The following is a 21,180-nucleotide window of genomic DNA, read 5'->3' on the forward strand; positions in this document are numbered from 1 at the left end:
CCCGATGACGCGTCGGCGATGACTTCCGGCCAGGCTACCTCGCCGTCCCGGCCCGCCGACCCGTCCGATCGGGTAGGTCGGCCCACTCCGGCAGCCGGACGCCGTGCAGGCCGCGGTAGGCCGCGCGCTCCGGTTCTCGCCAGCCTTCCAGCAGGTCGGGGCGGGGTTCGAAGACCTCGACGCCGATCGGGTGGCAGACGTCGATCGGGTCGCGGGCGCCCGGTCCCCAGAGCGGGACGGAGAGGTCGCCGCCCGGGCAGGTGGACAGCGCGCACAGCAGGTCGACCTCGGCGAAGAACTCGAAGTGGTCGCCCGGGCGCGCCGGGCAGGCCTTCATGAAGTACCGGTCTTCGTCGTTGAGACCGGTGCACTGGAAGACGTTCAGGACGTCGTGCACGTCGAACTCGGTCAGCCCGAACGGCGCGACCGCGCGCACGAGGTTCGAGTGGCAGTGGAAGTCGAAGTCCTCGCCGGTGAGCAGCCGGTTGACGTAGGGGTCGCAGCGGGTGCCGAGCAGGTCGTGCACGCGGCCGCCGTCGGAGTCCTCGCCGTGGTCCTCGAGGGTGTCGGCGGTGATGGTCGCGAGCGGGCGGAGGAAGGGGAGTGTCGACCAGAGCCGGTCGAAGGTGCTGACGTGGGCGCGCTGGAGCTGCCGGGTGCGCGCGGCCCAGAAGCGCTCGCGGGGGTCGTCGGCGTGCCACAGGTTGAGGTCGCCGACCTGCGGGCCTTCGACGGTGCTGAGCCGGCAGAGGTGCCCTCGGGGGACCCGCCAGGCGCGGCCGGAGCGGACGGGGATTTCGAAGGACTCGGTGAGCCGCCGGCCTTCGTCCTGGGCGAGCCGCCGGTAGAACGGCCGGTCGACGTCGAGCGCGCGGCCTTGGTAGGCGGCTGGGGGCATCGGGGTCTCCCTCGTGCGGGTGCGGGTGCGGGTGCCGGCTCCAGCATGCCCCCGGTCACGCACGGTGGCGTTCGACCACTCGTTCGGCTGCTGGGGCGGCGACGGGTCGGGCTCTTACCGTCGAGGGAGTTGTTTTCCCGGGAGGGAGTGACCGGCGGTGCTCGTGAGCTTCCAGCGCACTGGCGACGAGCGGCGCCTACCCGCCGCGGCGGCGCACCTGGTGGGATTGCTGCGTTCCTGGGGGCCGGGACCAGCACATTTGACGGGGTTGGCACTGGCTGGGATCACGCTGCCGAGCCGTCTCGGGCCTCGCTTCGTGGACGCGCTGGTGTTCACCCGGTCGGGGGTGGTGGTGATCGCGGCGCACTCACCGGGCCTGTCGCCGGGACCGGCGGAGCGAGCCGAGGCCGGAGTGGCGGCGGCAAAAGGGGCATTGGCGGCGCATGACGGTGGGAGGTATGTGACGGGGCTGGTGGCGGTGGTTCCGGAGTCGGGGTCGCCGGCGGTGGTGGCGGTGGCGGAGCGGCAGGACCGGGTGGCGGAGCCGGGCGAGGGCGGTTCGGTGGCGGGACAGCCGGCGGCTGCAGTGCCGGAGCATGACTCGGCGGCGGGCTTGCCTGTGGCTGGGGCGGCTGCGGTGCCGGAGCAACGAGATCGGGTGGCGGAGCCAGGCGAGAACGGTTCGGCGGCCGGTCAGGCGGCGGCTGGGGCTGCGGATCGGGTGGAGGAGCCGGCCGAGCGCGACTTTGCGGCGGGTCCGCCTGCGGCTAGGGCGGCCGTGGTGCCGGAACAGCAAGATCGGGTGGCGGAGCCAGGCGAGAACGGTTCGGCGGCCGGTCAGGCGGCGGCTGGGGCTGCGGATCGGGTGGAGGAGCCGGCCGAGCGCGACTTTGCGGCGGGTCCGCCTGCGGCTGGGGCGGCCGTGGTGCCGGAGCAGCAAGATCGGGTGGCCGAGTCGGGTGAGCGCGACTTCGCGGCGGGTCCGCCTGCGGCTGAGGTGGCTGCGGCCGAGGCGGCCGCGGTGCCGGAGCAACGAGACCGGGCAGCGGAGCCGGGCGAGAGTGGCGCGGTACCGGAGCAGCAAGACCGAGTGGCCGAGCCAGCCGAGCACAACTCGGCGCAGGGTCTGCCCGCCGCAGTCCCCGAGCCCCGAGAACCCCCGGCGGAGTCGCTTCTCCCGGGACCAGGTGAGCGAGACCCGGATTCGGTCTGGCGCGAGCCGGACCCGGACCACCACGCCCCCGACCCATTCTGGCCGGAAGCCTCCATCCCCGGCGTCGCCGTTGTGCTCGCCGATCCCCGGGGACTTCGGCGGATCATCGGGCAGCACAACCGGTGGCGGACCGTCTGGTCGGCCGACGACGTCCTCGACGCCTGCTACGCCCTCTCCCTCGCCCACCTCGCCCCGCCGCGGGCCGCGCTGCTCGCCGATGGCTTTCCCGCCCGGCTGCCCATCCGGTCCGCGCTCCCCGTACTGCCCGCCGTCGTGCCGCTGCCGCCCGATCCGCCCGCACCCGCTGTCGAGGAGGTGCCCGGGCCGCGGGTGCTGCCGAAGCGGGGGACGGCCGTCTTCCCCCGGCAACGGCCGATCCGGGAGGTGCCGTGGGGCCTGCTCTTCGTGCTGGGCCTGCTCGTCACCGTGGGCGTGATCGCCGCCGTTTTCGTCGCACAGGTCTTCCACGGCTCGTGAGTTTCGCGCCAACTAGGCCATCTGCACCGTTTCCCCGCCGCGTCGCCTGGGCACCTCCCGGTAGACGTGAAAGGGGTTCACGATGCCGCGCACCCGAGCGCTCGTCCTGCTGGCCGTCCTCACGGGCGCGTCCCTCACCGGCTGCAAGGTGCCCGACGGACTCGCGTCCGGGTCCACCGGGGCCCAGCCCACCGGCACCGGCACCGCCGCCGCGGCGCCGGTCGCGCCCGCCGAGGCGCGGGCCGAGCTGGCGAAGCTGAAGGTCGCCGTGCGCGGCACCATGGACGGCTACAGCCGCGACAAGTTCCCGCACTGGGACAAGGTCGAGGGCGCCTGCGACACCCGCGAACAGGTCCTCAAGCGCGACGGCAAGGACGTCACCACCGACGCGCAGTGCGCCGCGAAGTCCGGCACCTGGGTCAGCGCCTACGACGGCGAGACCTGGAAGAAGGCGTCCGATGTGGACATCGACCACATGGTGCCCCTCGGCCAGGCCTGGGTCAGCGGCGCGAAGTCGTGGACGCAGGAGCGCCGCGAGCAGTTCGCGAACGACCTGACCCGCCCGCAGCTGCACGCCGTCACCGACAACCTCAACGAGCAGAAGAGCGACAAGGCGCCGGACCAGTGGAAACCGCCGCTGGTCTCCTACTGGTGCACCTACGCCACCGACTGGATCGTGGTCAAGAACGCCTACGCCCTCACGATCACCGTCCCGGAGAAGACGGCCCTCGAAAGCATGCTCGGGCACTGCTAGAACGAGCGCGCCGCGGCCACCGCCTGCCCGGCGTACGACCGTCCGAACAGGACGGTGTGCACGAGCAGCGGGAACAGCTGGTGCAGCCCGATCCGCCCGGCCCAGCCCTCGGCCAGGGGCGCGACCTCCTCGTACGCGCCCAGCACGCTGCCGAGGTGCGGGCAGCCGAACAGGTGCAGCATCGCCAGGTCCGTCTCGCGGTGCCCACCGTGGGCGGCCGGGTCGATCAGCCACGCCTCGCGCCCGTCCCACAGGACGTTGCCGGTCCACAGGTCGCCGTGCAGCCGCGCCGGGGGTTCGGCCGACGCCGGGATGCGCTCGCACGCGCGCTCGAACAGCGTCACGTCGTCCGCGTCGAAGGTCCCCGCGTCGAACGCCCGCCGGACGTAGGGCAGCACGCGGTGCGACGCGTACCAGGAGGCCCAGTCCTCCCCGGGCACGTTCGCCATCGGCGCCCGGCCGATCCACGCGTCGGCGGGCCCGCCCGGGGGAGCCGCGCCGAACGCCGGCGCCCCGGCCGCGTGCAGCCGGGCCAGACCCCGCCCGAGCCGTTCGGCCGCCGGCGCCGACGACCGGCCCGTGGTGACCCGGTCGACGACCAGCAGGTTCTCGTCGTGGCCGGCCACCGACGGCACCGGGACCGCCTCCGCCGAAGCCAGCCAGCGCAGGCCCGCCGCCTCGGCCGCGATCGCGCCCGGGCCGTGCCCGCGCTTGACCACCACGACGCGGCCGTCGTCGAGGACGGCTTCGCGGAGATCGCCCGCCATCGGACGCCACTCGGTGACGGAGTGCCCGGTGAGGCGGGCCATGGGCACGGTCATGTCCCGCACGCTACCGGCGCGCTACGGTGGGCCGGTGCAGGACTTCGAACGGGTGCTCGGCGAGCTGGCGGACGTCGAACGGTCCGAAGCGCGCGACTACTCGTCGTTCAGCGTGCGTGGCAAGCGCTTCGGGTACTACTGGCCGCGGACGCGGACCCTCGGCCTGAAGCAGACGATCTCCGAGCAGCTGGCCCTGGTCTCCGAACGCCCGGACGTCTTCGAGGTGCAGTTCACCGCGGGCGGCTTCGGCTGGGTCGTGGTGTACCTCGACGGCGTCGAGCCCGACGAGGTCGCCGAGCTGATCTACGAGGCCTGGCGGCTCTCCGCCCCGGACGACCTCGTCGCCGAGGTGCCCTTCACCAGGATCGCCCGGGCGTAGAGCAGGTCGAACCCCTGCCGCTGCACGTTCTGGTGCGACTTCGACCCCGGCTGCGTGGTGACGACGGCGACGTCGCACCCGGCCGCGGTGGCCGCCGCGAGCCGGGCCCGCAGCAGCGCCGTCTGCACGCCGCGGCGGCGGTGGGCCGGCACGGTCGCCGCGCCGGTGAACTGCGCGATCCCGTCGGTGACGCGGAAACTCGCGCCGCCGGCGAACTCGCCGTCGCGCCACGCGGCGTACCGCGTCACCCCGGCCATGTCCCGCATCGCGTTGACGACGGTCTCGCGCGGGAAGTCCTCGTGCGAAGGCAGGCCTTCGGTGTCGGCCACCGCGACGGCGTCGGCGACCTCGGACAGCCACAGCTCCAGCTCGTCGTCGCGGCTGAGCCGGACGTCGCCGGGGAAATCGGCGTCGTCGAGCCGCCGGCCCAGCACGTTCTCGAACGACTCGAGGCGGTAGCCGCGCCCGGTCAGGAACGCGCCGACCGAGGAGTCGGCGAGCTGGCACAGCTCGACCTGCACCGGCGCGCCCAGCTCGGCGAAAGCGGCTTCGACCTCGTCGAGTGCGTCCGGCAGGCCGTCGAAGCCGAGCCCGATGATCTTGTTGAACGGCGAGTCCGCTTCGGCGAAGCTGGCGACGCCACCGGCGAGCGGCCGCGCGAACCCGACCGCGTCACCCCGGCGTGCCCGCGCGGCGTCGCTGCTTTCCGCCGTCAGCCGCGCTTCGGCGCGTTCGATCCGCGCCGCCAGCGCGATGTCGCAGAAAAGTCGTTCCCCGCCCATGCGCCCAGCGTGCCGGACGCAGGGGCGGGGATCCAACCGGTTTAGCCCTCGACGCGGTGCGTGGCCCAGAACGACGTCAGGTCGGTCGACCCGGCCGCCGCCTGCGCCGCGGCCTTGAACTCGGCCGTCGTGGACACGCCGTACCAGTGCGACTGGGCGTACGACTTCAGCAGGTTCGCCATCGCCGTGTCGCCGATCAGCCGCCGCAGGTCGTGCAGCGTGCACTTGCCGTAGTTGTAGACCACGGTCGAGTACCGGGACGAATGCGCGTCCCAGTAGGCCATCGAGTTCGTCAGCTTCTCCGCGCTCGACTGCCACGTGATGCCGCAGCCGCTGCCGGTGACCCCGCGGTAGAGGTCGGTGGCGTAGTCGGTGAAGCTCTCGTCCAGCCAGGGTGAGTTGTACTCGTCGTCGCCGACGATCCCGTAGAACCACTGGTGCGCCAGCTCGTGCGGGAGCGCCGTCGTGGACACGAGGTCGAGCACGAAGCCCGGGTACTCCATGCCGCCGAACCAGAAGTTGTTGTCCAGCACCACGTCCACCTCGCCGTACGGGTAGTCGCCGAAGCGCCCCGAGTGGACGTCGATGGAGTCGGCGGCCAGCGTCAGCATCTGGTTGGCGCTGCTCGTGGAGATCCCGCTGACCGAGTAGACGTTCACCCGCACGCCCTTGCCGGACGTCGTGGTGATCTTGGCGAACGGCCCGGCGGCCCACGCGAAGTCACGGACCTTCGACGCGGTCGCGTGCGTGGTGGTCGTGGTGCCGCTGGTCGTCTCGGTCGACGAGCCGGTGGCCGGGGTCAGCAGCGACGTCGGGTGCACCAGCGTGACGTCGAAGTCGCTGATCACGGTGTAGAAGGACTCGCCGTTGTTGGTGTAGGGGTCGAGGTGCCAGCCCGCGCCGTCGCGGACCGCCAGCACCGGCAGCGCGTTGCCGATCATGTTGTACGCGCCGTCGTGGCCGAACCGGTCGGCGCCGCTGGGCACGACGATGCTCAGGTCGAACCCGATCGTCGCCGACTGCCCTTGCGCCAGCGGGCTGGGCAGCGTGATCTTCATGGCGGTGCAGTCGACGCTCAGCGCGGACGCCGTGCCGCCGGTGACGTTCGTGACCGTGATCGGCGTCGTCGGGCAGCTGCCGTGGTAGTTGTCCCAGAGCCGCAGGTAGACCTCGGGCAGCGTGGACGCCGAGCCGTTGGTGAAGCTCACGCTCTGGTGGCCGGTCCACGTCGTGCCGGCGGTGTTCGAGGTGAGGTTCACCGTGTAGGCGGGGTTGATCGGTGTCCGCGTGGAGTCCGCGGGCGCCGTCGTGATCGTCCAGGCGAACGTGGCGCTGCCGCTGTTGCCGGCCGGGTCCTTGGCCGTGACGGTCACCGACGACGTCCCGGCGGTGGTCGGCGTGCCGGTGATCTTGCCGGTGCTCGCGCCGATCGCCAGCCCGGCGGGCAGCCCGGTCGCGGTGTAGGTCAGCGCGTCGTTCTGCGGGTCGCTGGCCTGGACCTGCAGCGACACGGCCTGGCCGACGGCGCTCGACTGCGCGCCCGGCGACGTCACGACCGGCGACTGCGGGTTGCTCGTGCCGGTCGTGGTCAGCGAGAAGTCGTCGAGGAGGAAGTTGGTCGCGAGGCTCGAGTCCTCGGTGCCGGTGATCTTGAGGGTCACGGTCTGGCCGAGGTAGCGCGACACGTCCACGGTGCGCTGGACGTAGCCGGTGTTCTTGTCGAGGTTCGAATAGCTCGCGAGGGTGTCGGTCCCGGCCTGCACGACGAGCTTGTCGTAGGCCGTGGTCGTCGACGTCTCCTTGGTGTCGATGTGCGACCACCAGGTCAGCGACGCCGAAGCGCAGCCGGCCGGGAGCGTCAGCGCCTGGGACAGCGTGTCGGTGTGCGTGCTGCCGTAGCCGTCCAGCCAGGCGTCCATCGTCCCGCCGTGCGCGGGCTCCGCCGAGGTGGCGGCGGAGATCACGCCACTGGTCTGGGTCCACGGGGTGGTACCGCTCTCGAACCCGCCGTTGCCGACGACCTGGTCACCGCAGACCGCGGCGGCCTCGGCCGGCGCGGCGACGACGACTGCGCCCAGCAGGCCGACAGCGGCACTGAGCGCAGCAGAAAGCACCCTCGATCTCATGGGGGAGTCCTTTCCCGGCCCCGCCGGTCGGGGCCAGGAGAAGCGTGCGCTGCCGCCGGGGCGGCAACAACCCGCCATGAGTCGGGTTCGGTGAATTAGGCCTGCTGGAGCACGTTGAGCAGGATGAAGAGCAGGACGAGGGCGCCGGCCACCGCGAGCAGGGCCGAAACCCCGGACCGGATCATCTCCCCGAACCCCTTGGCCGTGCGGGCCCGGTAGGCGGAGTAGTTGGCGCGGGCCTCGCGGGCGCTGTGGACGCGGCTGCCGACGAACAGCCCGGCGCCCAGGGCGAGCAGAACGGCGAGGAAAACGGACACGGGAGGATCCTTTCGGGGTTCGGGAACGAGGAACGGCCTCATTACTAGACCCGACGGACGTCGCGCGCCATGGCTTTTGGCTATCTCGTTTCCGGGCCGGTCGGCCCTGGTGGGACAGTCGTCCCGCGTTCCTCGGAAAGCGGCGCCGGTGACCCGACGGTATCCGTGGTCTTCCCTGGCACGCAAGGAGTTTTCGGTGGCTCAGCCCTCGGTCGCGAGTCCTTTGTGCCGCTCCCGCAGTTCCCGTTTGACGATCTTCCCACTGGGATTCTTGGGAAGCCGGTCCGCGAACACGACGTACTTGGGACATTTGTAACCGGCGAGGTGTGCCTTTGCGTGGTCGACCACTCGCGCAGCGTCGAGAACGACGCCTTCGCGCGGCACGACGACGGCCGTCACCGCTTCGATCCAGTGTGGATGGCCGATCCCGAACACGGCGACTTCGGCGACGCCGTCGAGCAGGTACAGCGCTTCTTCGACTTCGCGGCTCGCGACGTTCTCGCCGCCGGTCTTGATCATGTCCTTCTTGCGGTCCACGACGGACAGGTAGCCGTCTTCGTCGACGACGCCGAGGTCGCCGGAGTGGAACCAGCCGGCGCGGAACGCTTCGGCGGTCTTGGCCTCGTCGCGGTAGTAGCCGAGCGTGGCGTGCGGGCTCCGGTGCACGATCTCGCCGACCTCGCCCGGCGCCACGGGGTTGTCCTCGTCGTCGACGATCCGGGTCTCGACGTTGAGCGACGGCCGCCCGGCCGAGCCGGCGCGGTCGAGCTGTTCGTGCGGGCGCAGGATCGTGGCCAGCGGCGCCATCTCCGTCTGGCCGTAGAAGTTCCACAGCGCGACGTCGGGCAGGCGCCGGCGCAGCTCGCGCAGCACCTCGACGGGCATCGCGGACGCGCCGTAGTACCCCTTCCGCAGACTGGAGAGGTCGGTCCGGTCGAAGTTTTCGTGGCGCAGCAAGGAGATCCACACCGTCGGCGGCGCGAACAGCTTCGTCGCGCGCTCCCGCTCGACGGCGGCGAGCAGCGCGGCGGGGTCCGGGCCGGGCAGGATCACGCTGGTCGCGCCGAGGTAGACGTCGACGGAGAAGAAGCAGTCCAGCTGGGCGCAGTGGTAGAGCGGCAGCGAGTGGACCTCGACGTCGTCCGCGCTCATGCCGCCGTCGATGACGCACGAGACGTACTGCGCGAGCAGCGACCGGCTCGACAGCAGCACCCCTTTCGGGCGCGATTCGGTGCCGGAGGTGTACATGATCCGCAGCGGGTCGTCGTCGGCGACGAGGACGTCGGGCGCCGCGGTGTCCCCTTCGGACAGCCAGGTGCCGATGTCCTCCCACGCACCGCCGCTGCTCTTCGGGATCCGGGCGCGGACGACGTCGGTCAGCTCCGCCAGTTCGAGGGCTTTGGCGGCGGTCGCTTCGAGAGCGTCCTCGGGGATGAACGCTCGGACTTCGGCGTGGCGGAGGATGAAGGCGATCTCGTCGGCGCCGAGCATGAAGTTGACCGGCACGAGGAGGACCCCGAGTTTCGCGGTGGCGAAGGCGAGGACGCCGTACTGCCAGCAGTTGTGGCTCAGCAGCGCCAGCCGGTCACCCTTGCGCAGTCCCCGCGCGGCGAGCGCGTGGGCACAGCGTTGGCGGCGGCTTCGAACTCGGCGAAGGTGAGCTTGACGTCACCGTCGACGACGGCGAGCTTGCCCGGGAGGCGCAAGGCGGTCCGGCGAAGCAGATCACCGAGCGAGTGCTGCCGGGCGCGGTCGACGAGGTCCTGGTCCATCCCGGCAGTCTCGATCGCGATGGGCCGACTTGCAAGAGTGGCCCGCCGCCGCTGACCGCGGGGATGCTGTTGGGGCCGCCCGGCGCGTTCCCGGCGGCCGACTCGGCACCGCGTTCTTCAGCCGGGCAGCTTCGCGAGAACCTGTGCCGCTCGCGTCTCGAGCGGACGGTACCCCGCCTGGGCCGCGAGCTTCGCCGCCGCCTCGCCGTGCAGCCGGGCCTGGCCGGCGTCCCCGGTCGCCAGCGCGGCCTCCGCCAAGCCCGTCAACGCCGCCGCTTCGCACCACGTGAAGCTGGTCTCGCGGGCGATCTCCAGCGCCGCGGTCAAGGGCTCGGCCGCCGGCGCGCCCAGCCGCAGAGAAGCCTCGCCGAGCGCCGCCAGCGCCGACGCCTCGGTGCCCCGGTCGCCGATGCGGCGGGTCAGCTCCACCGCTTCGGCCGCGTCGGCCAGTGCCCGCGTTCCGTCGCCCGCCCGTGCCTCCAGGACCGCGCGTCCGGACAGGGCCGCCGCTTCGCCGTACTGGTAGCCGAGTTCGCGGTTGGCCGTCAGCGCGCGCTCGTAGAGTTCGGTGGCGGACGCGTTCCCGAGGTCGCGGTGGATGTGGGCGAGGTCGACCAGCACCACCGCCACGCTGAACCGCGCATTGTCGCGTTCGGCGATCTCCAGCGCGCGGCCGAAGTGGCGCAGGGCCGCGTCGAGGTCGCCGACCTGGCCGCACGCGAAGCCGAGGTTGGCCAGCGCCATCGTGACCCCCGGAATGGCCAGTTCCTCGCACAGCCGCAACGACTCCTCGCCGCACGCGATGGCCTCATGCGGGTCGCCGAGCCGCTGGTGGACCGCGCTCAGGTTGTTGAGCGCCGCCGCGCGCCCGGCCGGCCAGTCCGCCGCCAGCCCTCCGTCCAGGACGGTCGTCAGGTGGGTGCGGGCGTCGGCGTAGCGGCCGTTGTTGACGCCGGCGAGCGCGATGGACAGGCGCATCGCCGCCTGCGCCTGCCGGTCCCCGGCGGCTTCGGCCGCGGCCAGCGCCGTCGTCGCCGTGTCGATCCACTCGGTGTGGTGACCGCGGTGGTGGAAGAACGCCCGCAGCGCGTCGGCCAGGTGCCAGGCGTACTCGCGGGCCGCGGGGTGTTCGACGGCGGCCGCGAGGTTCGGCCACTCGGTGTCCAGCCAGGCCAGCGCGTCCTCGGTGCCGTCGAAGACCTGCTCGGGATCGGGCCGCGGCAGGCGGAGGAAGTGCGGGATCAGCCGCCGCCCGGCCGCGTCGGCCGTCGTGAGGTAGTGGTCCAGGAGCCGCCGCCGGGCCGCCCCGGCGTCGGCGGGGGAGTCGTCGGCCGCGACCCGGCCGGTGGCGTAGCTGCGCAGCAGGTCGTGGAAGCGGTAGCGCCCGGGCAGGTGCCGTTCGACGAGGTGGGCCGCGGCCAGCGCCTTGAGCTGCTGCCCGGCCCGCCCCTCGGTGACGTCCGCGAGGCCCGCGGCCGCGGGCACGGTGAACGTCTGGCCCGGCACGAGCGCGAGCCGCCGGAACAGCACGCGGTGCTCGGCGGGCAGCGCGCGGTAGGACACCGAGAACGCCGTCGTGACGGCGCTTTCCTCGGCGCCGTCGACGCTCAGCCCGGACAGCGGATCGCCGTCGGCGAGTTCGCGGGCGAGCTCGGCGATCCCGTCCCCGGCTTCCAGGTTGGCCGCGGCCAGCCGCAGGGCCAGGGGGAGGTGCCCGCACAGCCGCGCGAGTTCCGCGGCGGCCGCGGGTTCGGCCGCCACGGCGGGCTCGCCGAGGACGTTTTCGAGGAGCTGCCGGGAGTCGTCCGCCGGCAGCACGGACAGCGGCACCGGGCGGGCGCCGGTGCGGGCGATCAGGTCGCCGAGCCGCTGGCGGCTGGTCACCAGCACGGTGCCCGACGGCGGCAGCAGCGGCGTCACCTGTGCGCTGTCGCGGGCGTTGTCGAGCAGGACGAGCACCCGGCGGTCGGCCAGCAGCGAGCGCCACAGCGCCGTGCGGCCGGCCGGGTCCGGCGGGATCGCGCGCGGGTCGGCGCCGAGGGCCCGCAGCAGCTGCGCGGCGGCGACGGCCGGCGTGAGCGGCTCGTGGTCGGGGTCGAAGCCGCGCAGGTCGAGGTAGAGCTGGCCGTCGGGGAAGCGGTCGCGGACGCGGTGCGCCCACCGGACGGCCAGCGCGGTCTTGCCGACGCCCGCGGTGCCGGTGAGCACGCGGATGTCGAGGCCGGCGTCGGCGGGCTCGTCGAGCCGGGCCAGCTCCGCGGTACGGCCGGTGAAGCCGCGGACGTCGTGCGGCAGCTGGGCCGGGCGGACCGGGACGGTCTCCAGGGCGGGGTCGGCGGCGAGGACGGCGTCGTGCAGGCGGGCCAGCTCGGGCGACGGGTCCAGGCCGAGGTCGGTCGCGAGGCGGGTCCGCAGGCCGCGGTACGCGGTGAGGGCGGCGTCGGTGCGGCCTTCGCGGTGCAGGGCGAGCATCAGCTGGCCGACGAACCGCTGCCGCAGCGGGTGCGCGGCGACCAGCGTCGTCAGCTCGGCGAGCACGTCCCGGCCGCGGCCCAGCCGCAGCTGCGCGTCGATCCGGTCTTCCAGGGCGCTCCAGCGGGCTTCGCGCAACCCCGCGAGCAGCCGGTCGGCGAGGTCGGCGGAGGCGGTGCCGGCCAAGGCGTCGCCCCGCCACAGCGCGAGCGCCTCGTCGAGCAGCGTCACGGCGGTTTCGTCGCCGGCTTCGCGGGCTCGCCGGACGAGCGCGGTGAACCGGTGGGCGTCGATCGCTGCGGAGTCGGCGCGCAGGACGTACCCAGGACCTTCGGTGGCCAGCTCGGGGCCGTCGGCGGCGCGGAACACCGCTCGGAGTCGCGAAACCAGCGCCTGGACGGTGTTGCGCGCGCTCGCCGGGGGAGCGACGGGCCAGAGCAGATCCACGAGCCGGTCGAGCGACACCGGGCGGCCGGCTTCGAGGAGCAGGACGGCGAGGACGAGCCGCTGCTTGCGGGAACCGAGGTCGACCGGGGCGCCGTCCGCCGTCGCCTCGACGGTGCCGAGGACGCGGAACTCCACCCCGTCACCTCCGTTCACCCGGCCGGGGGACCACCGTACTGCAAGCGGGGTGCAAGCTTGATCGATGATGCTGGCGCGGTCGACGGACATCACCCCGACGATGTCCGCGGTCGGCTCACCTCGCCGGCACGGATCGGCGGGCTGCCGCTCCCTCAGGCGGCGCGAGCTGGGGGTAGGGCCACCCCGGCGACCTTCCACCCCCGGTCGCCGTGGTGGCCCTTCGCGCGTTCAGCGGGCGCTGTCGTCGATCTGCACGGGGTAGCCGGCCCGCAGGACGGCGATCGTGGCCGGCGGGGTCAGCACCGGGACGGTCCCTGCCGTGGGCAGCAACTGTTTCCGGCCGTAGCCCGAAGTCGTCCACGGGGTGAGGTGCCCGTCGACCTTGAGCTCGGGGTGGTCGCCACGGAGGACGAAGACGCCGTCCGGGAGATCGGCCCAGCCCACTTCGTGGAGACGCCTGTCGTGCGTTCCGCGGACCAGGCGTTCGGCGTGCAGCCGCCGGTTCATCGCGGTCGCCGACGGCGTGCCGGGCCAGGCGTCGCGGTAGGCGGTGTACGCGGGGCGGCGGCACTCGCCGCAGGGCCGGTGCCCGGCGGCGAACGAGACGGCCTCGTCGTGGAAGTACAGGTGCGTGTAGCGGTTCGGCAGCCACTGCTCGCGCCACCGGCCCCGGAACGCGAGCGCGCAGGTGATCCACAGGTCGCCGCCGTGGAAGCGGACGATCTCGCGGCCCTCGTGCAGGACGCCCCGGTTGCCGGTCCAGGCGCCGCGCAGCGGGACGTCGACGATCGCTCCGGTGGGCGTCACGCGGTTGCGCACCAGGTCACCCGCCTTCCGGAGTGGCGGCGCGGCCGGGCGCGACGCAGAATGCGCGCATGCAGCCGACGGTCGTCCGGGTGGCGCGCCTGGCCGACCCGGCCGGGCCCGCCGACGGCGTCCGCGTGCTCGTCGAACGCCTCTGGCCGCGCGGCACCGCCCGCACGGCGGTGGTCCTGGACGGCTGGTACCGCGGGCTGGCCCCTTCCGACGAGCTGCGCACCTGGTACGGCCACGACCCCGAGCGGTTCGCGGAGTTCGCTTCGCGATACCGGGCGGAGCTGCGGGAGCCCCACCGAGCGGCGGCGCTGGAGCGGCTGCGAGAGCTGGCGGCGGGTGGCCCGGTGACGCTGTTGACGGCGAGCGGGTCGCCCCCGATCAGCCAGGCGGCGGTCCTGGCGGAGATCCTCACCGGCGGCGGGTGACGGGGAGGTCGCCGCGAGCTTGCGGCTGGTCGGCGAGGTGGACCGCCAGGCGGTGGGCGACGAGGCCCCCATAGCGAGCCACCGCTCGGTCCGCGGCGAGCCCACCGCTCGGCCGGCGGCGAAGTCGCGGCGGGCCCCCGGCGGCGATGCCCGAGACCTCGCTGCGGCCGGTCATGTGCGCGGCCCGGTTTCCGAGCCACTCGCCGTCGTCGTCACCGTCGCGGTCGCCGTTCCCAGGGTGTCGTGGTGGGCGGTCAGCGTCAGCGTCCCCGGTGGGCCCGCGAACGGCCGCAGCCACACCGCCGCCGCGCCGCCCGTCGCGCCCAGGTCCATCCTGGTGTCTCCGACCAGCTCGCCCGGGCCGGTCAGCGTCAGCGTCACCGGGCCGGTCGCGCCCGCGCGGATCGTCCCGAACCGGTCCAAGGCCGACACCACGACCCGGGTCGCGTCGCCGCCGTCCGCGCGGAGCTGGGTGTCGTCCGGGAGGCAGCCCAGCACGTCCCGGCTCCGGTCGCCGCTGAACCGCCGGGAGACGACCAGCCGGTCACCCGCGTAACCGTCGATGCGCAGCTGGGGACGCTGCCCGCGCGGCACCGTCAGGTCGACGGCGAACGGCGGGTATTTCAGGTGCGGGAACTCCGTCCGCCGGCTGCGCGCCGCACCGACGGGCCGGTCGTCGAGGAACAGCAGGAGCCGGTCGCAGTTCGACCAGATCGTCGCGGCCCGCCCCGGCCCGGACGGCGACGCCGTGAAGTCCCAGGCGAAGCCGGGTTCGACGACCGCCCGCGCCCGCGGGTCGCCTTGCGAGGCGTAGAACGCCGCCGCGGGCTTGGGGATCCGGAAGAAGTCCGAGACGCCGCAGTACTTCGACCCGCCCACCGAGCGTTGCCAGCCCGACGGGTAGTCGAACGCGCACCACGCCAACAGCCCGCAGTAGCGGTCGTCGGCCGCGGCCAGGTCGTGGGCCTTCGCGTGCAGCTCGGCCTGCAGCTGCTGGGTCGCGTCGGGGTCGGTCCGGCGGTAGGCGCGGGAGCCGGCGATGGTGCCGATCGTCTCCGTGACCAGGTACGGGACTCCCGCGTGCGGCGGGCGCAGCTGAAAGGGCGCGCCGCGGCGGGCGGTGTAGTCGTTGTAGGCCAGGATCTCGACGTCGCTGCCGGCGTACCGCGCGCCCGTCGAACTGGCCAGCGCGCCGCTCGTGGGCCGCGACGGGTCGAGCTTCCGCGCGAGCCGCCCGGTCCGGTCGTACATCGCCGTCGTGCCGTTGGCCTCGTTCACGCGGGTGCCCCACACGATGATGCTGGGGTGGTTGCGGTCCCGGGTGATCATCCCCGAGACGTCCCGGAAGTTCTGCTGCTGCCAGGCCGCGTCCCCGATCCGGCCCCAGCCGGGGATCTCCTCCCACACCAGCAGGCCCAGCTCGTCGCAGGCGTCGAGGAACGCGCTCGACTGCGGGTAGTGCGAGCAGCGGACCATGGTGCAGTTCAGCTCGCGCCGCAGGATCTCGGCGTCGCGCCGCTGCACGCGGTCGGGCATCGCCCCGCCCGCGAACGGGTACCACTGGTGCCGGTTGAGACCGAACAGCTTGAGCCGCCGCCCGTTGAGGAAGAACCCGTCCGGGGTGAACGCGGCTTCGCGGAACCCGATCCGCACCGTCCGCTGGTCGAGCACCACGGGCCCGGACCGCACGGTGACGACGACCTCGCACAGCGCCGGATCCTCGACGTCCCACAGCCGGGCCGCGCCGAGCCCGCCGATGTCGAACGCCACCGTGCGGCTGCCCGGCGGGACCGGCGCGCCACCGCGGGCCAGCTCGCGTCCCGCCTGCCGCACGGACGCACTGACCTGGGCCGCGGCCGGCGCGTCGAGCGTGCACTCCACGTGCAGCGACCGGGCGGGGGAGAGCACGTCGTCGGGCCGGGCGAAGACGTCGGCCAGCCGGGTCCGCGGCACCGGGCCGACCGTGGCCGGGCGGTAGATCCCGGCCGGCTGGTAGAAGTCGATCACCGACGGGCCCGCGCTGTTCGGCAGGTTGGGCGGCACGTCCAGGGCCCACCGCCCGTCGACGACCACGGCGAGCACGTTGTCGCCGTCCACGACCCCGGGCAGACCCACCTCGAAGGGCAGGTAGCCGCCTTCGTGGGTGGCGACGAGGGTGCCGTTGAGGAACACCGCCGCGTTCGTCATGACGCCGTCGAAGCGGGCGGCGCACCGCTCGGCCGCGGTCGCGGTGAAGTGCTTGCGGTAGATCCACCGGTCCTGCCAGGACGCCGGGTCCCAGCCGGTCCACGACAGCGGGGTCACGCAGTGGGGCAGTTGCACGGGGGAGAGGTCGATCTCGTCGAAGCCGAGGTCGGTGCAGCCGTCGGAATACCGCCCGAAGAGCCAGAAATCGCCCAGCCGCACGCTGTCCGGACCGGGAGCGGCGTGTCCGGCCGAGCCGACGGCGGCCACCCCGAGCAGCGCGGCCCCGCCGGCGGCGAGGAACCCACGCCGCGTCAGGCGCGGCTTCTCCTCGGCCATCGACGACCTCCGTGCTCGGTGTCCTACCCGGGAATCGCTTCTCACCACTCAGACGTGACAAGCGATCAAAGGGTTGGCTCTCAGCGCAGAGTCGAGGCGCGGACCACCAGCTCGGGGGTGAAAACGACCTGCCGGTGCTCGTGATCCGGTTCGGACTCCGCCAGCAGCAGCTCCGCCGCCGTGCGGCCGAGGCGCCGGCGGGGCTGGCGGACCGACGTCAGCGGCACCGCGGCCGCCGCCGCGAACTCGATGTCGTCGTACCCGACGATCGCCATGTCCTCCGGGACGCGCATGCGGAGGTTCGCGCACGTCTGCAGCAGGCCGAGCGCCACCAGGTCGTTGGCGCAGAACGCCGCGGTCGGGCGGATCGAGGCCGGCAGCCCCGCCAGCCGCTCGCCCGCGCCGCGCCCGTCGGCCACGGTCAGGGCCGTCGTCGTCAGGTCGACGAGGTGGTCCGGGCCGAGACCGGCCGCGCGCAGGGCCCGCAACGCGCCCAGCCTGCGGTCGCGGACCTGCCCGACCGTCGTGTGGTTGCCGATGAACGCGATGCGGTCGTGGCCCTGCTCGACCAGGTGCCGCACGGCGATCTCGCCGCCGTAGACGTCGTCGACCGCGACCGAGCAGTGCGCGGTGCCGCCGGGGGTCCGGTCGACGACGACCACCGGCGTCCCGCGGTGCGCGATCTCGTGCAGCAGCGGGGCGTCCGGGTCGACCGGGGTGATGAGGATGCCCTGCACCCGCTGCTGTTCGAGCCGGCCGAGGTAGGCCGCCTCGCGCGTGGCCTGGTGGGCGCTGTTGCAGAGGAACAGCGAGAGGTCGCCGGCGTCGGCGGTGTCTTCCATGCCGGCCGCGACGTCGGTGAAGAAGGGGTTGCTGCCGTCGAGCATCACGTACGCGAGCACGCGGCTGCGCCCGGCCCGCAGCTGCCGCGCGGACTCGTTGCGGACGAACCGGAGCTCGGCCATCGCGGTCTCGACCTTCACGCGGGTGGCGGGGCTGACGCGGTCGGGCCGGTTGAGCACGTTGGACACCGTGCCGAGGGAGACGCCCGCGGCGGCGGCGACGTCCTTCATGCCTGCCGACTTCGGCTCGGCACCGGACTCCTGGACCGACATGGAACCCCCTCATTGAAACGTAACATCGCCACGAACAGTCCGGCCTTGAAGACGTTCGGCCACGGTTCGGCTGATTCATTGACTTGTTCTTCGCTCGCATAGTAGCGTCACCGCACCAGATTTGTGAAACCTTTCAATCCGGAGGTCGCGATGACGCGGCAGGACTCGGACCGACCGCCTCTGCTGGAGGTGCGCGGCGTGACGAAGTCGTTCGGCGCCGTCGCGGCGGTCGCCGGGGTGAGCTTCGGCCTCTACCCCGGCGAAGCCCACGCGCTCGTCGGCGAGAACGGCGCCGGCAAGTCCACGATCGTGAAGATGCTCGCCGGGGTGCACAAGCCCGACGACGGCACGCTGCTGCTGCAGGGCCGGCCGGTCGAGTTCGGCTCACCGGCCGACGCCAAGGCCGCCGGCATCGCGGTGATCTACCAGGAGCCGACGCTGTTCCCCGACCTGTCGGTCGCGGAGAACATCGTGATGGGCCGTCACCCGCGCAAGAGCATGGGCCGCATCGACCGCGCGGCGATCCGGGAAGAGGCCGAACGGCTCTTCACCCGGCTCGGCGTCCGGATCGACCCGGCCCGCCCGGCGCGCGGGCTGTCGATCGCCGACCAGCAGATCGTGGAGATCGCCAAGGCGCTCAGCGCCGACGCCCGCGTGCTCGTGATGGACGAGCCGACCGCCGCGCTGAGCCGCGTCGAGGTCGACCGGCTCTTCACCGTCGCGCGGACGCTGCGCCAGGAAGGTGCGGCGATCATGTTCATCTCGCACCGCTTCGAGGAGATCACCGAGCTCTGCCAGCGCGTCACGATCATGCGCGACGGCAAGCACGTCTCCACCGACCTGGTCGCCGACGTCACGGTCGACGACATGGTCAAGCGCATGGTCGGCCGCGACCTCGACGCCCTGTTCCCCAAAAAGGACGTCGAGCCCGGCGCGGTCGTCCTCGAGGTCGAAGGCCTGGCCCGCGAAGGCGTCTTCCGCGACATCTCCTTCTCGGTGCGCGCGGGGGAGATCGTCGCGTTCGCCGGGCTCGTCGGGTCCGGGCGTTCCGAAGTCGTCCAGGCCGTGTTCGGAGTGGACGAACGGGACGCCGGCGTCGTCAAGATCGGCGGCAAGAAGCTCAAGGCGCACTCGTCGCGGGCCGCGATGGCCGCCGGGATGGCGCTGGTCCCCGAAGACCGGCGCCAGCAGGGCCTGATCATGGACCTCTCGATCGAGCGGAACGTGACGCTGCCGCGGTCCCGCGCGCTCTCGAAGCTCGGCTTCCTGACCGGCGCGAGCGAACGCCAGGAGGCCCGGCACTGGACCGAGCGCCTGCGCACCAAGTACCGCCGCCTCGGCGACCCCGTCGGCACGCTTTCCGGCGGCAACCAGCAGAAGGTCGTGCTCGCCAAGTGGCTCGCGATGGCGCCGAAGGTGCTGATCGTGGACGAGCCGACGCGCGGGATCGACGTCGGCACGAAAGCCGAGGTGCACCGGCTGATGTCGGCCCTCGCGGCCGAAGGCGTCGCGATCGTCATGGTGTCCTCGGAGCTGCCGGAGGTGCTCGGCATGGCCGACCGCGTGCTCGTGATGCGGGAGGGCAGGCTCGTCGCCGAGCTCCCGCGCGCCGACGCGACCGAAGACGCCGTCATGTTCGCCGCGATGGGCCAGGGAGCCGCCGCATGACCGTGACCAAGGAGGCCCCCGTGACCGGGGAACCGACCGTCCACAAGCGACAGTCGTGGACCGCGAACGTCTTCAAGGCCCGCGAATCCGGCATCGTCCTCGCCCTGATCGTCCTGGTCGTGTTCACCGCGACGCAGAACTCGCGGTTCCTGTCCGGCCAGAGCATCCGCGACATCCTGCTCGGCACGGCGATCCTGGCCGTGCTCGCCGTCGGGCAGGCGATCGTGATGATCACCCGCAACATCGATCTGTCGGTCGGCTCGGTGCTCGGCCTCGCCGCCTTCGCCGTCGGCTCGCTCATGCGCGACAACCCCGGCCTGCCGGTGATCGTCGCGCTGCTCGTGGGTCTCGGCGTCGGCGCGGTCTGCGGACTCGTGAACGGCTCGCTGGTGCGCTTCGGCCAGGTACCCGCGCTGGTCGTCACGCTGGGCACGCTCTACGCCTTCCGCGGCGTCAGCTTCTTCTGGGCGGGCGGCCAGCAGATCAACGCCGACAAGCTGCCCGCGTCCTTCCTGGACTTCGGCACCTCGTCGGTGCTCGGCGTGCCGTGGCTGGTGCTGATCGCCGTGCTCGTCCTGGTCGTCGCCGGGATCGTGCTGCGCAGCTACCCGGCGGGGCGCGAGCTGTACGCGATGGGGTCGAGCCCGCAGGCCGCGCAGCTGGCCGGCATCCGGGTCGGCCGCAACACCACCGCGGCGTTCCTGGTCAGCGGCGCGCTCGCCGGCGTGGCCGGAGTCCTGTTCGCCGCCCGGTTCGGCACCGTGGACGCGGCCGCCGGCACCGGCTACGAGCTGAACGTGGTCGCCGCGGCGGTCGTCGGCGGGGTCGCGGTGTTCGGCGGCAGCGGCTCGGTCTGGGGCGCGGGCCTCGGCGCGCTGCTGCTGACGGTCATCGGCAGCGCCCTCGCCGTGCTCGACATCAACCAGTTCTGGCAGCAGGCGATCGTCGGCGCGCTGATCCTGCTGGCCATCGGCGCCGACCGGCTCGTCGCGGTCCGGGTCGCCAAGGCACTGAAGAAGAGGGACTCCCATGTCTGACCAAGGGAACCGGCTCGGCCGGCTGCTGAGCTGGGACGCCGCCGTCGTCCTGGTGACGGTCATCGTGCTGATCATCGCCTCCGGTGCCGTCGACAACTTCGGCACCAGCCGCAACTTCACCTTCCTGCTGCTCGACCTGCTGCCGATCGCCCTGGTCGCGCTGCCGATGACGTTCATCATCGTGACCGGCGAGATCGACCTCTCGGTGGCGAGCACGCTCGGGCTGACGTCCGCGGTGATGGGGTCGCTGTGGGACGCGGGCCTGTCGATCGAGACGATCATCCCGCTCTGCATCCTGCTCGGCGCGGTCCTCGGCGCGCTGAACGGCTTCTTCGTCACCGTGCTGAAGCTGCCGTCCCTGGCCGTCACGATCGGCACCCTGGCCCTCTACCGCGGGCTCGCGTTCGTCGTGCTCGGCGACGGCGCGGTCGCGGACTTCCCGCGGGCCTACACCACCTGGGTCACCGGGACCATCGGCGACGGGCCGATCCCGAACGTGCTGGTCCCGCTGCTCGTGGTGGCCCTGATCTTCGGGGTCGTGCTGCACGCGACCCCGATCGGCCGCGGCGTCTTCGCGGCCGGCGCGGGGGAACAGGCGGCCCGGTTCGCCGGGATCCGCACCGGACGGCTCAAGTTCTGGCTGTACGTCGTGAGCGGCGCGGTCGCGGGGCTCGCCGGGATCCTGTGGACCCTGCGCTACTCCAGTGCCCGCGCCGACAACGGCTACGGCATCGAACTGGCCGTCGTGGCCGCCGTGCTGCTCGGCGGCGTGTCCATCTTCGGCGGCAAGGGCACGCTGCCCGGCGTGCTCGCCGGAGTGGTCCTGCTGGCGTCCCTGCAGAACGCGTTGCGCCTGCAGGACGTCTCCAACGAGGCACTCAACATCGTGACCGGCGTGCTCCTCATCGTGTCGGTCCTGCTGCCCAACATCGTCTCCTCGGCCCGGACGGCTCTACGCCGCCGGAGCCGGGCGACTGCTCCGGTTTCCCCAGAAAGGTGACGA

The 21,180-nt window shown here is 72.9% G+C and carries 18 protein-coding genes; 7 read left to right on the forward strand and 11 right to left on the reverse strand.

What is annotated here, in order from left to right; translation table 11 throughout:
* Positions 1-34 precede the first annotated feature (34 nt).
* Positions 35-898 carry an urea carboxylase-associated family protein gene (locus tag ACZ7PG_RS37690; RefSeq protein WP_470243962.1) on the reverse strand — a complete coding sequence of 288 codons (864 nt, stop codon included), beginning with the start codon at positions 896-898 and terminating at the stop codon, positions 35-37.
* A 157-nt stretch (positions 899-1,055) separates the two neighbouring features.
* Between ACZ7PG_RS37690 and ACZ7PG_RS37695 the strand changes: the two genes are divergently transcribed.
* Both ACZ7PG_RS37695 and ACZ7PG_RS37700 read left to right on the forward strand, forming a co-directional pair.
* A complete protein-coding gene (locus ACZ7PG_RS37695) occupies positions 1,056-2,588 on the forward strand; it encodes a hypothetical protein (RefSeq protein WP_470243963.1) in 1,533 nt (510 codons plus the stop codon).
* 82 nt (positions 2,589-2,670) lie between these two features.
* Entirely contained in the window at positions 2,671-3,342 is a 672-nt protein-coding gene (locus tag ACZ7PG_RS37700) for an HNH endonuclease family protein (protein WP_470243964.1), read from the forward strand.
* On the opposite strand, the gene ACZ7PG_RS37705 is transcribed toward ACZ7PG_RS37700, so the two are convergent.
* Positions 3,339-4,163 carry a fructosamine kinase family protein gene (locus ACZ7PG_RS37705; protein WP_470243965.1) on the reverse strand — a complete coding sequence of 275 codons (825 nt, stop codon included), beginning with the start codon at positions 4,161-4,163 and terminating at the stop codon, positions 3,339-3,341. The two genes, ACZ7PG_RS37700 and ACZ7PG_RS37705, sit on opposite strands and share 4 nt — an antisense overlap.
* Here ACZ7PG_RS37705 and ACZ7PG_RS37710 point away from each other — a divergent pair.
* Positions 4,162-4,542: an MmcQ/YjbR family DNA-binding protein gene (locus tag ACZ7PG_RS37710; RefSeq protein WP_470243966.1), complete on the forward strand. Its 381-nt coding sequence runs from the start codon at positions 4,162-4,164 to the stop codon at positions 4,540-4,542. The genes ACZ7PG_RS37705 and ACZ7PG_RS37710 overlap by 2 nt on opposite strands.
* Here the strand turns inward: ACZ7PG_RS37710 and ACZ7PG_RS37715 are convergent.
* From ACZ7PG_RS37715 to ACZ7PG_RS37745, 7 genes are all read right to left on the reverse strand, one after another.
* Complete coding sequence (locus ACZ7PG_RS37715; RefSeq protein WP_470243967.1) at positions 4,467-5,324, reverse strand: GNAT family N-acetyltransferase; 858 nt, start codon at positions 5,322-5,324, stop codon at positions 4,467-4,469. The two genes, ACZ7PG_RS37710 and ACZ7PG_RS37715, sit on opposite strands and share 76 nt — an antisense overlap.
* A gap of 41 nt (positions 5,325-5,365) precedes the next feature.
* On the reverse strand, positions 5,366-7,450 hold the full coding sequence (locus tag ACZ7PG_RS37720; protein ID WP_470243968.1) for a putative Ig domain-containing protein: 2,085 nt from the start codon (positions 7,448-7,450) through the stop codon (positions 5,366-5,368).
* 95 nt (positions 7,451-7,545) lie between these two features.
* Positions 7,546-7,767 (reverse strand): hypothetical protein, encoded by a 222-nt coding sequence (locus ACZ7PG_RS37725; RefSeq protein WP_155543862.1) that lies wholly within the window; start codon positions 7,765-7,767, stop codon positions 7,546-7,548.
* Between the two features lie 201 nt (positions 7,768-7,968).
* A complete protein-coding gene (locus ACZ7PG_RS37730) occupies positions 7,969-9,366 on the reverse strand; it encodes a fatty acyl-CoA synthetase (protein WP_470244714.1) in 1,398 nt (465 codons plus the stop codon).
* Positions 9,336-9,539, reverse strand: a complete 204-nt coding sequence (locus ACZ7PG_RS37735; protein WP_470243969.1) for a hypothetical protein — start codon at positions 9,537-9,539, stop codon at positions 9,336-9,338. Before ACZ7PG_RS37735 ends, ACZ7PG_RS37730 begins: the two co-directional genes overlap by 31 nt.
* Positions 9,540-9,656: 117 nt before the next feature.
* Positions 9,657-12,593 carry an AfsR/SARP family transcriptional regulator gene (locus tag ACZ7PG_RS37740; protein ID WP_470243970.1) on the reverse strand — a complete coding sequence of 979 codons (2,937 nt, stop codon included), beginning with the start codon at positions 12,591-12,593 and terminating at the stop codon, positions 9,657-9,659.
* A gap of 228 nt (positions 12,594-12,821) precedes the next feature.
* The gene (locus ACZ7PG_RS37745) at positions 12,822-13,412 is read right to left on the reverse strand and encodes a hypothetical protein (protein WP_470243971.1); all 591 of its coding nucleotides are present in this window, start codon (positions 13,410-13,412) and stop codon (positions 12,822-12,824) included.
* A 56-nt stretch (positions 13,413-13,468) separates the two neighbouring features.
* On the opposite strand from ACZ7PG_RS37745, the gene ACZ7PG_RS37750 reads away from it, so the two are divergent.
* Positions 13,469-13,834 carry a DUF488 domain-containing protein gene (locus tag ACZ7PG_RS37750; protein ID WP_470243972.1) on the forward strand — a complete coding sequence of 122 codons (366 nt, stop codon included), beginning with the start codon at positions 13,469-13,471 and terminating at the stop codon, positions 13,832-13,834.
* 171 nt (positions 13,835-14,005) lie between these two features.
* Here the strand turns inward: ACZ7PG_RS37750 and ACZ7PG_RS37755 are convergent, their stop codons facing one another.
* Together ACZ7PG_RS37755 and ACZ7PG_RS37760 are read right to left on the reverse strand one after the other, a co-directional pair.
* Positions 14,006-16,357 carry a glycoside hydrolase family 2 protein gene (locus tag ACZ7PG_RS37755; protein ID WP_470243973.1) on the reverse strand — a complete coding sequence of 784 codons (2,352 nt, stop codon included), beginning with the start codon at positions 16,355-16,357 and terminating at the stop codon, positions 14,006-14,008.
* Positions 16,358-16,437: 80 nt separating this feature from the next.
* Positions 16,438-17,472, reverse strand: coding sequence for a LacI family DNA-binding transcriptional regulator (locus tag ACZ7PG_RS37760; RefSeq protein WP_470243974.1), 1,035 nt, complete (start codon positions 17,470-17,472; stop codon positions 16,438-16,440).
* A gap of 150 nt (positions 17,473-17,622) precedes the next feature.
* Between ACZ7PG_RS37760 and ACZ7PG_RS37765 the strand changes: the two genes are divergently transcribed.
* The 3 genes from ACZ7PG_RS37765 to ACZ7PG_RS37775 are packed head-to-tail and all read left to right on the forward strand — an operon-like array spanning position 17,623 to position 21,177.
* Positions 17,623-19,140, forward strand: a complete 1,518-nt coding sequence (locus tag ACZ7PG_RS37765; RefSeq protein ID WP_470243975.1) for a sugar ABC transporter ATP-binding protein — start codon at positions 17,623-17,625, stop codon at positions 19,138-19,140.
* Complete coding sequence (locus ACZ7PG_RS37770) at positions 19,137-20,177, forward strand: ABC transporter permease (RefSeq protein WP_470243976.1); 1,041 nt, start codon at positions 19,137-19,139, stop codon at positions 20,175-20,177. Before ACZ7PG_RS37765 ends, ACZ7PG_RS37770 begins: the two co-directional genes overlap by 4 nt.
* Complete coding sequence (locus tag ACZ7PG_RS37775; protein WP_470243977.1) at positions 20,170-21,177, forward strand: ABC transporter permease; 1,008 nt, start codon at positions 20,170-20,172, stop codon at positions 21,175-21,177. The genes ACZ7PG_RS37770 and ACZ7PG_RS37775 overlap by 8 nt, the downstream gene beginning before the upstream one ends.
* Positions 21,178-21,180: the final 3 nt, after the last annotated feature.

The organism is Amycolatopsis sp. NPDC114504 (assembly GCF_055633595.1).

What these genes read in the sequence shown, in the direction of transcription:
- ACZ7PG_RS37690 (WP_470243962.1), bottom strand. Translation starts at nt 898, where the DNA reads ATGCCCCCAGCCGCCTACCAAGGCCGCGCGCTCGACGTCGACCGGCCG.
- ACZ7PG_RS37700 (WP_470243964.1), top strand. Translation starts at nt 2,671, where the DNA reads ATGCCGCGCACCCGAGCGCTCGTCCTGCTGGCCGTCCTCACGGGCGCG.
- ACZ7PG_RS37710 (WP_470243966.1), top strand. Translation starts at nt 4,162, where the DNA reads ATGTCCCGCACGCTACCGGCGCGCTACGGTGGGCCGGTGCAGGACTTC.
- ACZ7PG_RS37705 (WP_470243965.1), bottom strand. Translation starts at nt 4,163, where the DNA reads ATGACCGTGCCCATGGCCCGCCTCACCGGGCACTCCGTCACCGAGTGG.
- ACZ7PG_RS37715 (WP_470243967.1), bottom strand. Translation starts at nt 5,324, where the DNA reads ATGGGCGGGGAACGACTTTTCTGCGACATCGCGCTGGCGGCGCGGATC.
- ACZ7PG_RS37720 (WP_470243968.1), bottom strand. Translation starts at nt 7,450, where the DNA reads ATGAGATCGAGGGTGCTTTCTGCTGCGCTCAGTGCCGCTGTCGGCCTG.
- ACZ7PG_RS37735 (WP_470243969.1), bottom strand. Translation starts at nt 9,539, where the DNA reads ATGGACCAGGACCTCGTCGACCGCGCCCGGCAGCACTCGCTCGGTGAT.
- ACZ7PG_RS37750 (WP_470243972.1), top strand. Translation starts at nt 13,469, where the DNA reads ATGCAGCCGACGGTCGTCCGGGTGGCGCGCCTGGCCGACCCGGCCGGG.
- ACZ7PG_RS37755 (WP_470243973.1), bottom strand. Translation starts at nt 16,357, where the DNA reads ATGGCCGAGGAGAAGCCGCGCCTGACGCGGCGTGGGTTCCTCGCCGCC.
- ACZ7PG_RS37760 (WP_470243974.1), bottom strand. Translation starts at nt 17,472, where the DNA reads ATGTCGGTCCAGGAGTCCGGTGCCGAGCCGAAGTCGGCAGGCATGAAG.
- ACZ7PG_RS37765 (WP_470243975.1), top strand. Translation starts at nt 17,623, where the DNA reads ATGACGCGGCAGGACTCGGACCGACCGCCTCTGCTGGAGGTGCGCGGC.
- ACZ7PG_RS37770 (WP_470243976.1), top strand. Translation starts at nt 19,137, where the DNA reads ATGACCGTGACCAAGGAGGCCCCCGTGACCGGGGAACCGACCGTCCAC.
- ACZ7PG_RS37775 (WP_470243977.1), top strand. Translation starts at nt 20,170, where the DNA reads ATGTCTGACCAAGGGAACCGGCTCGGCCGGCTGCTGAGCTGGGACGCC.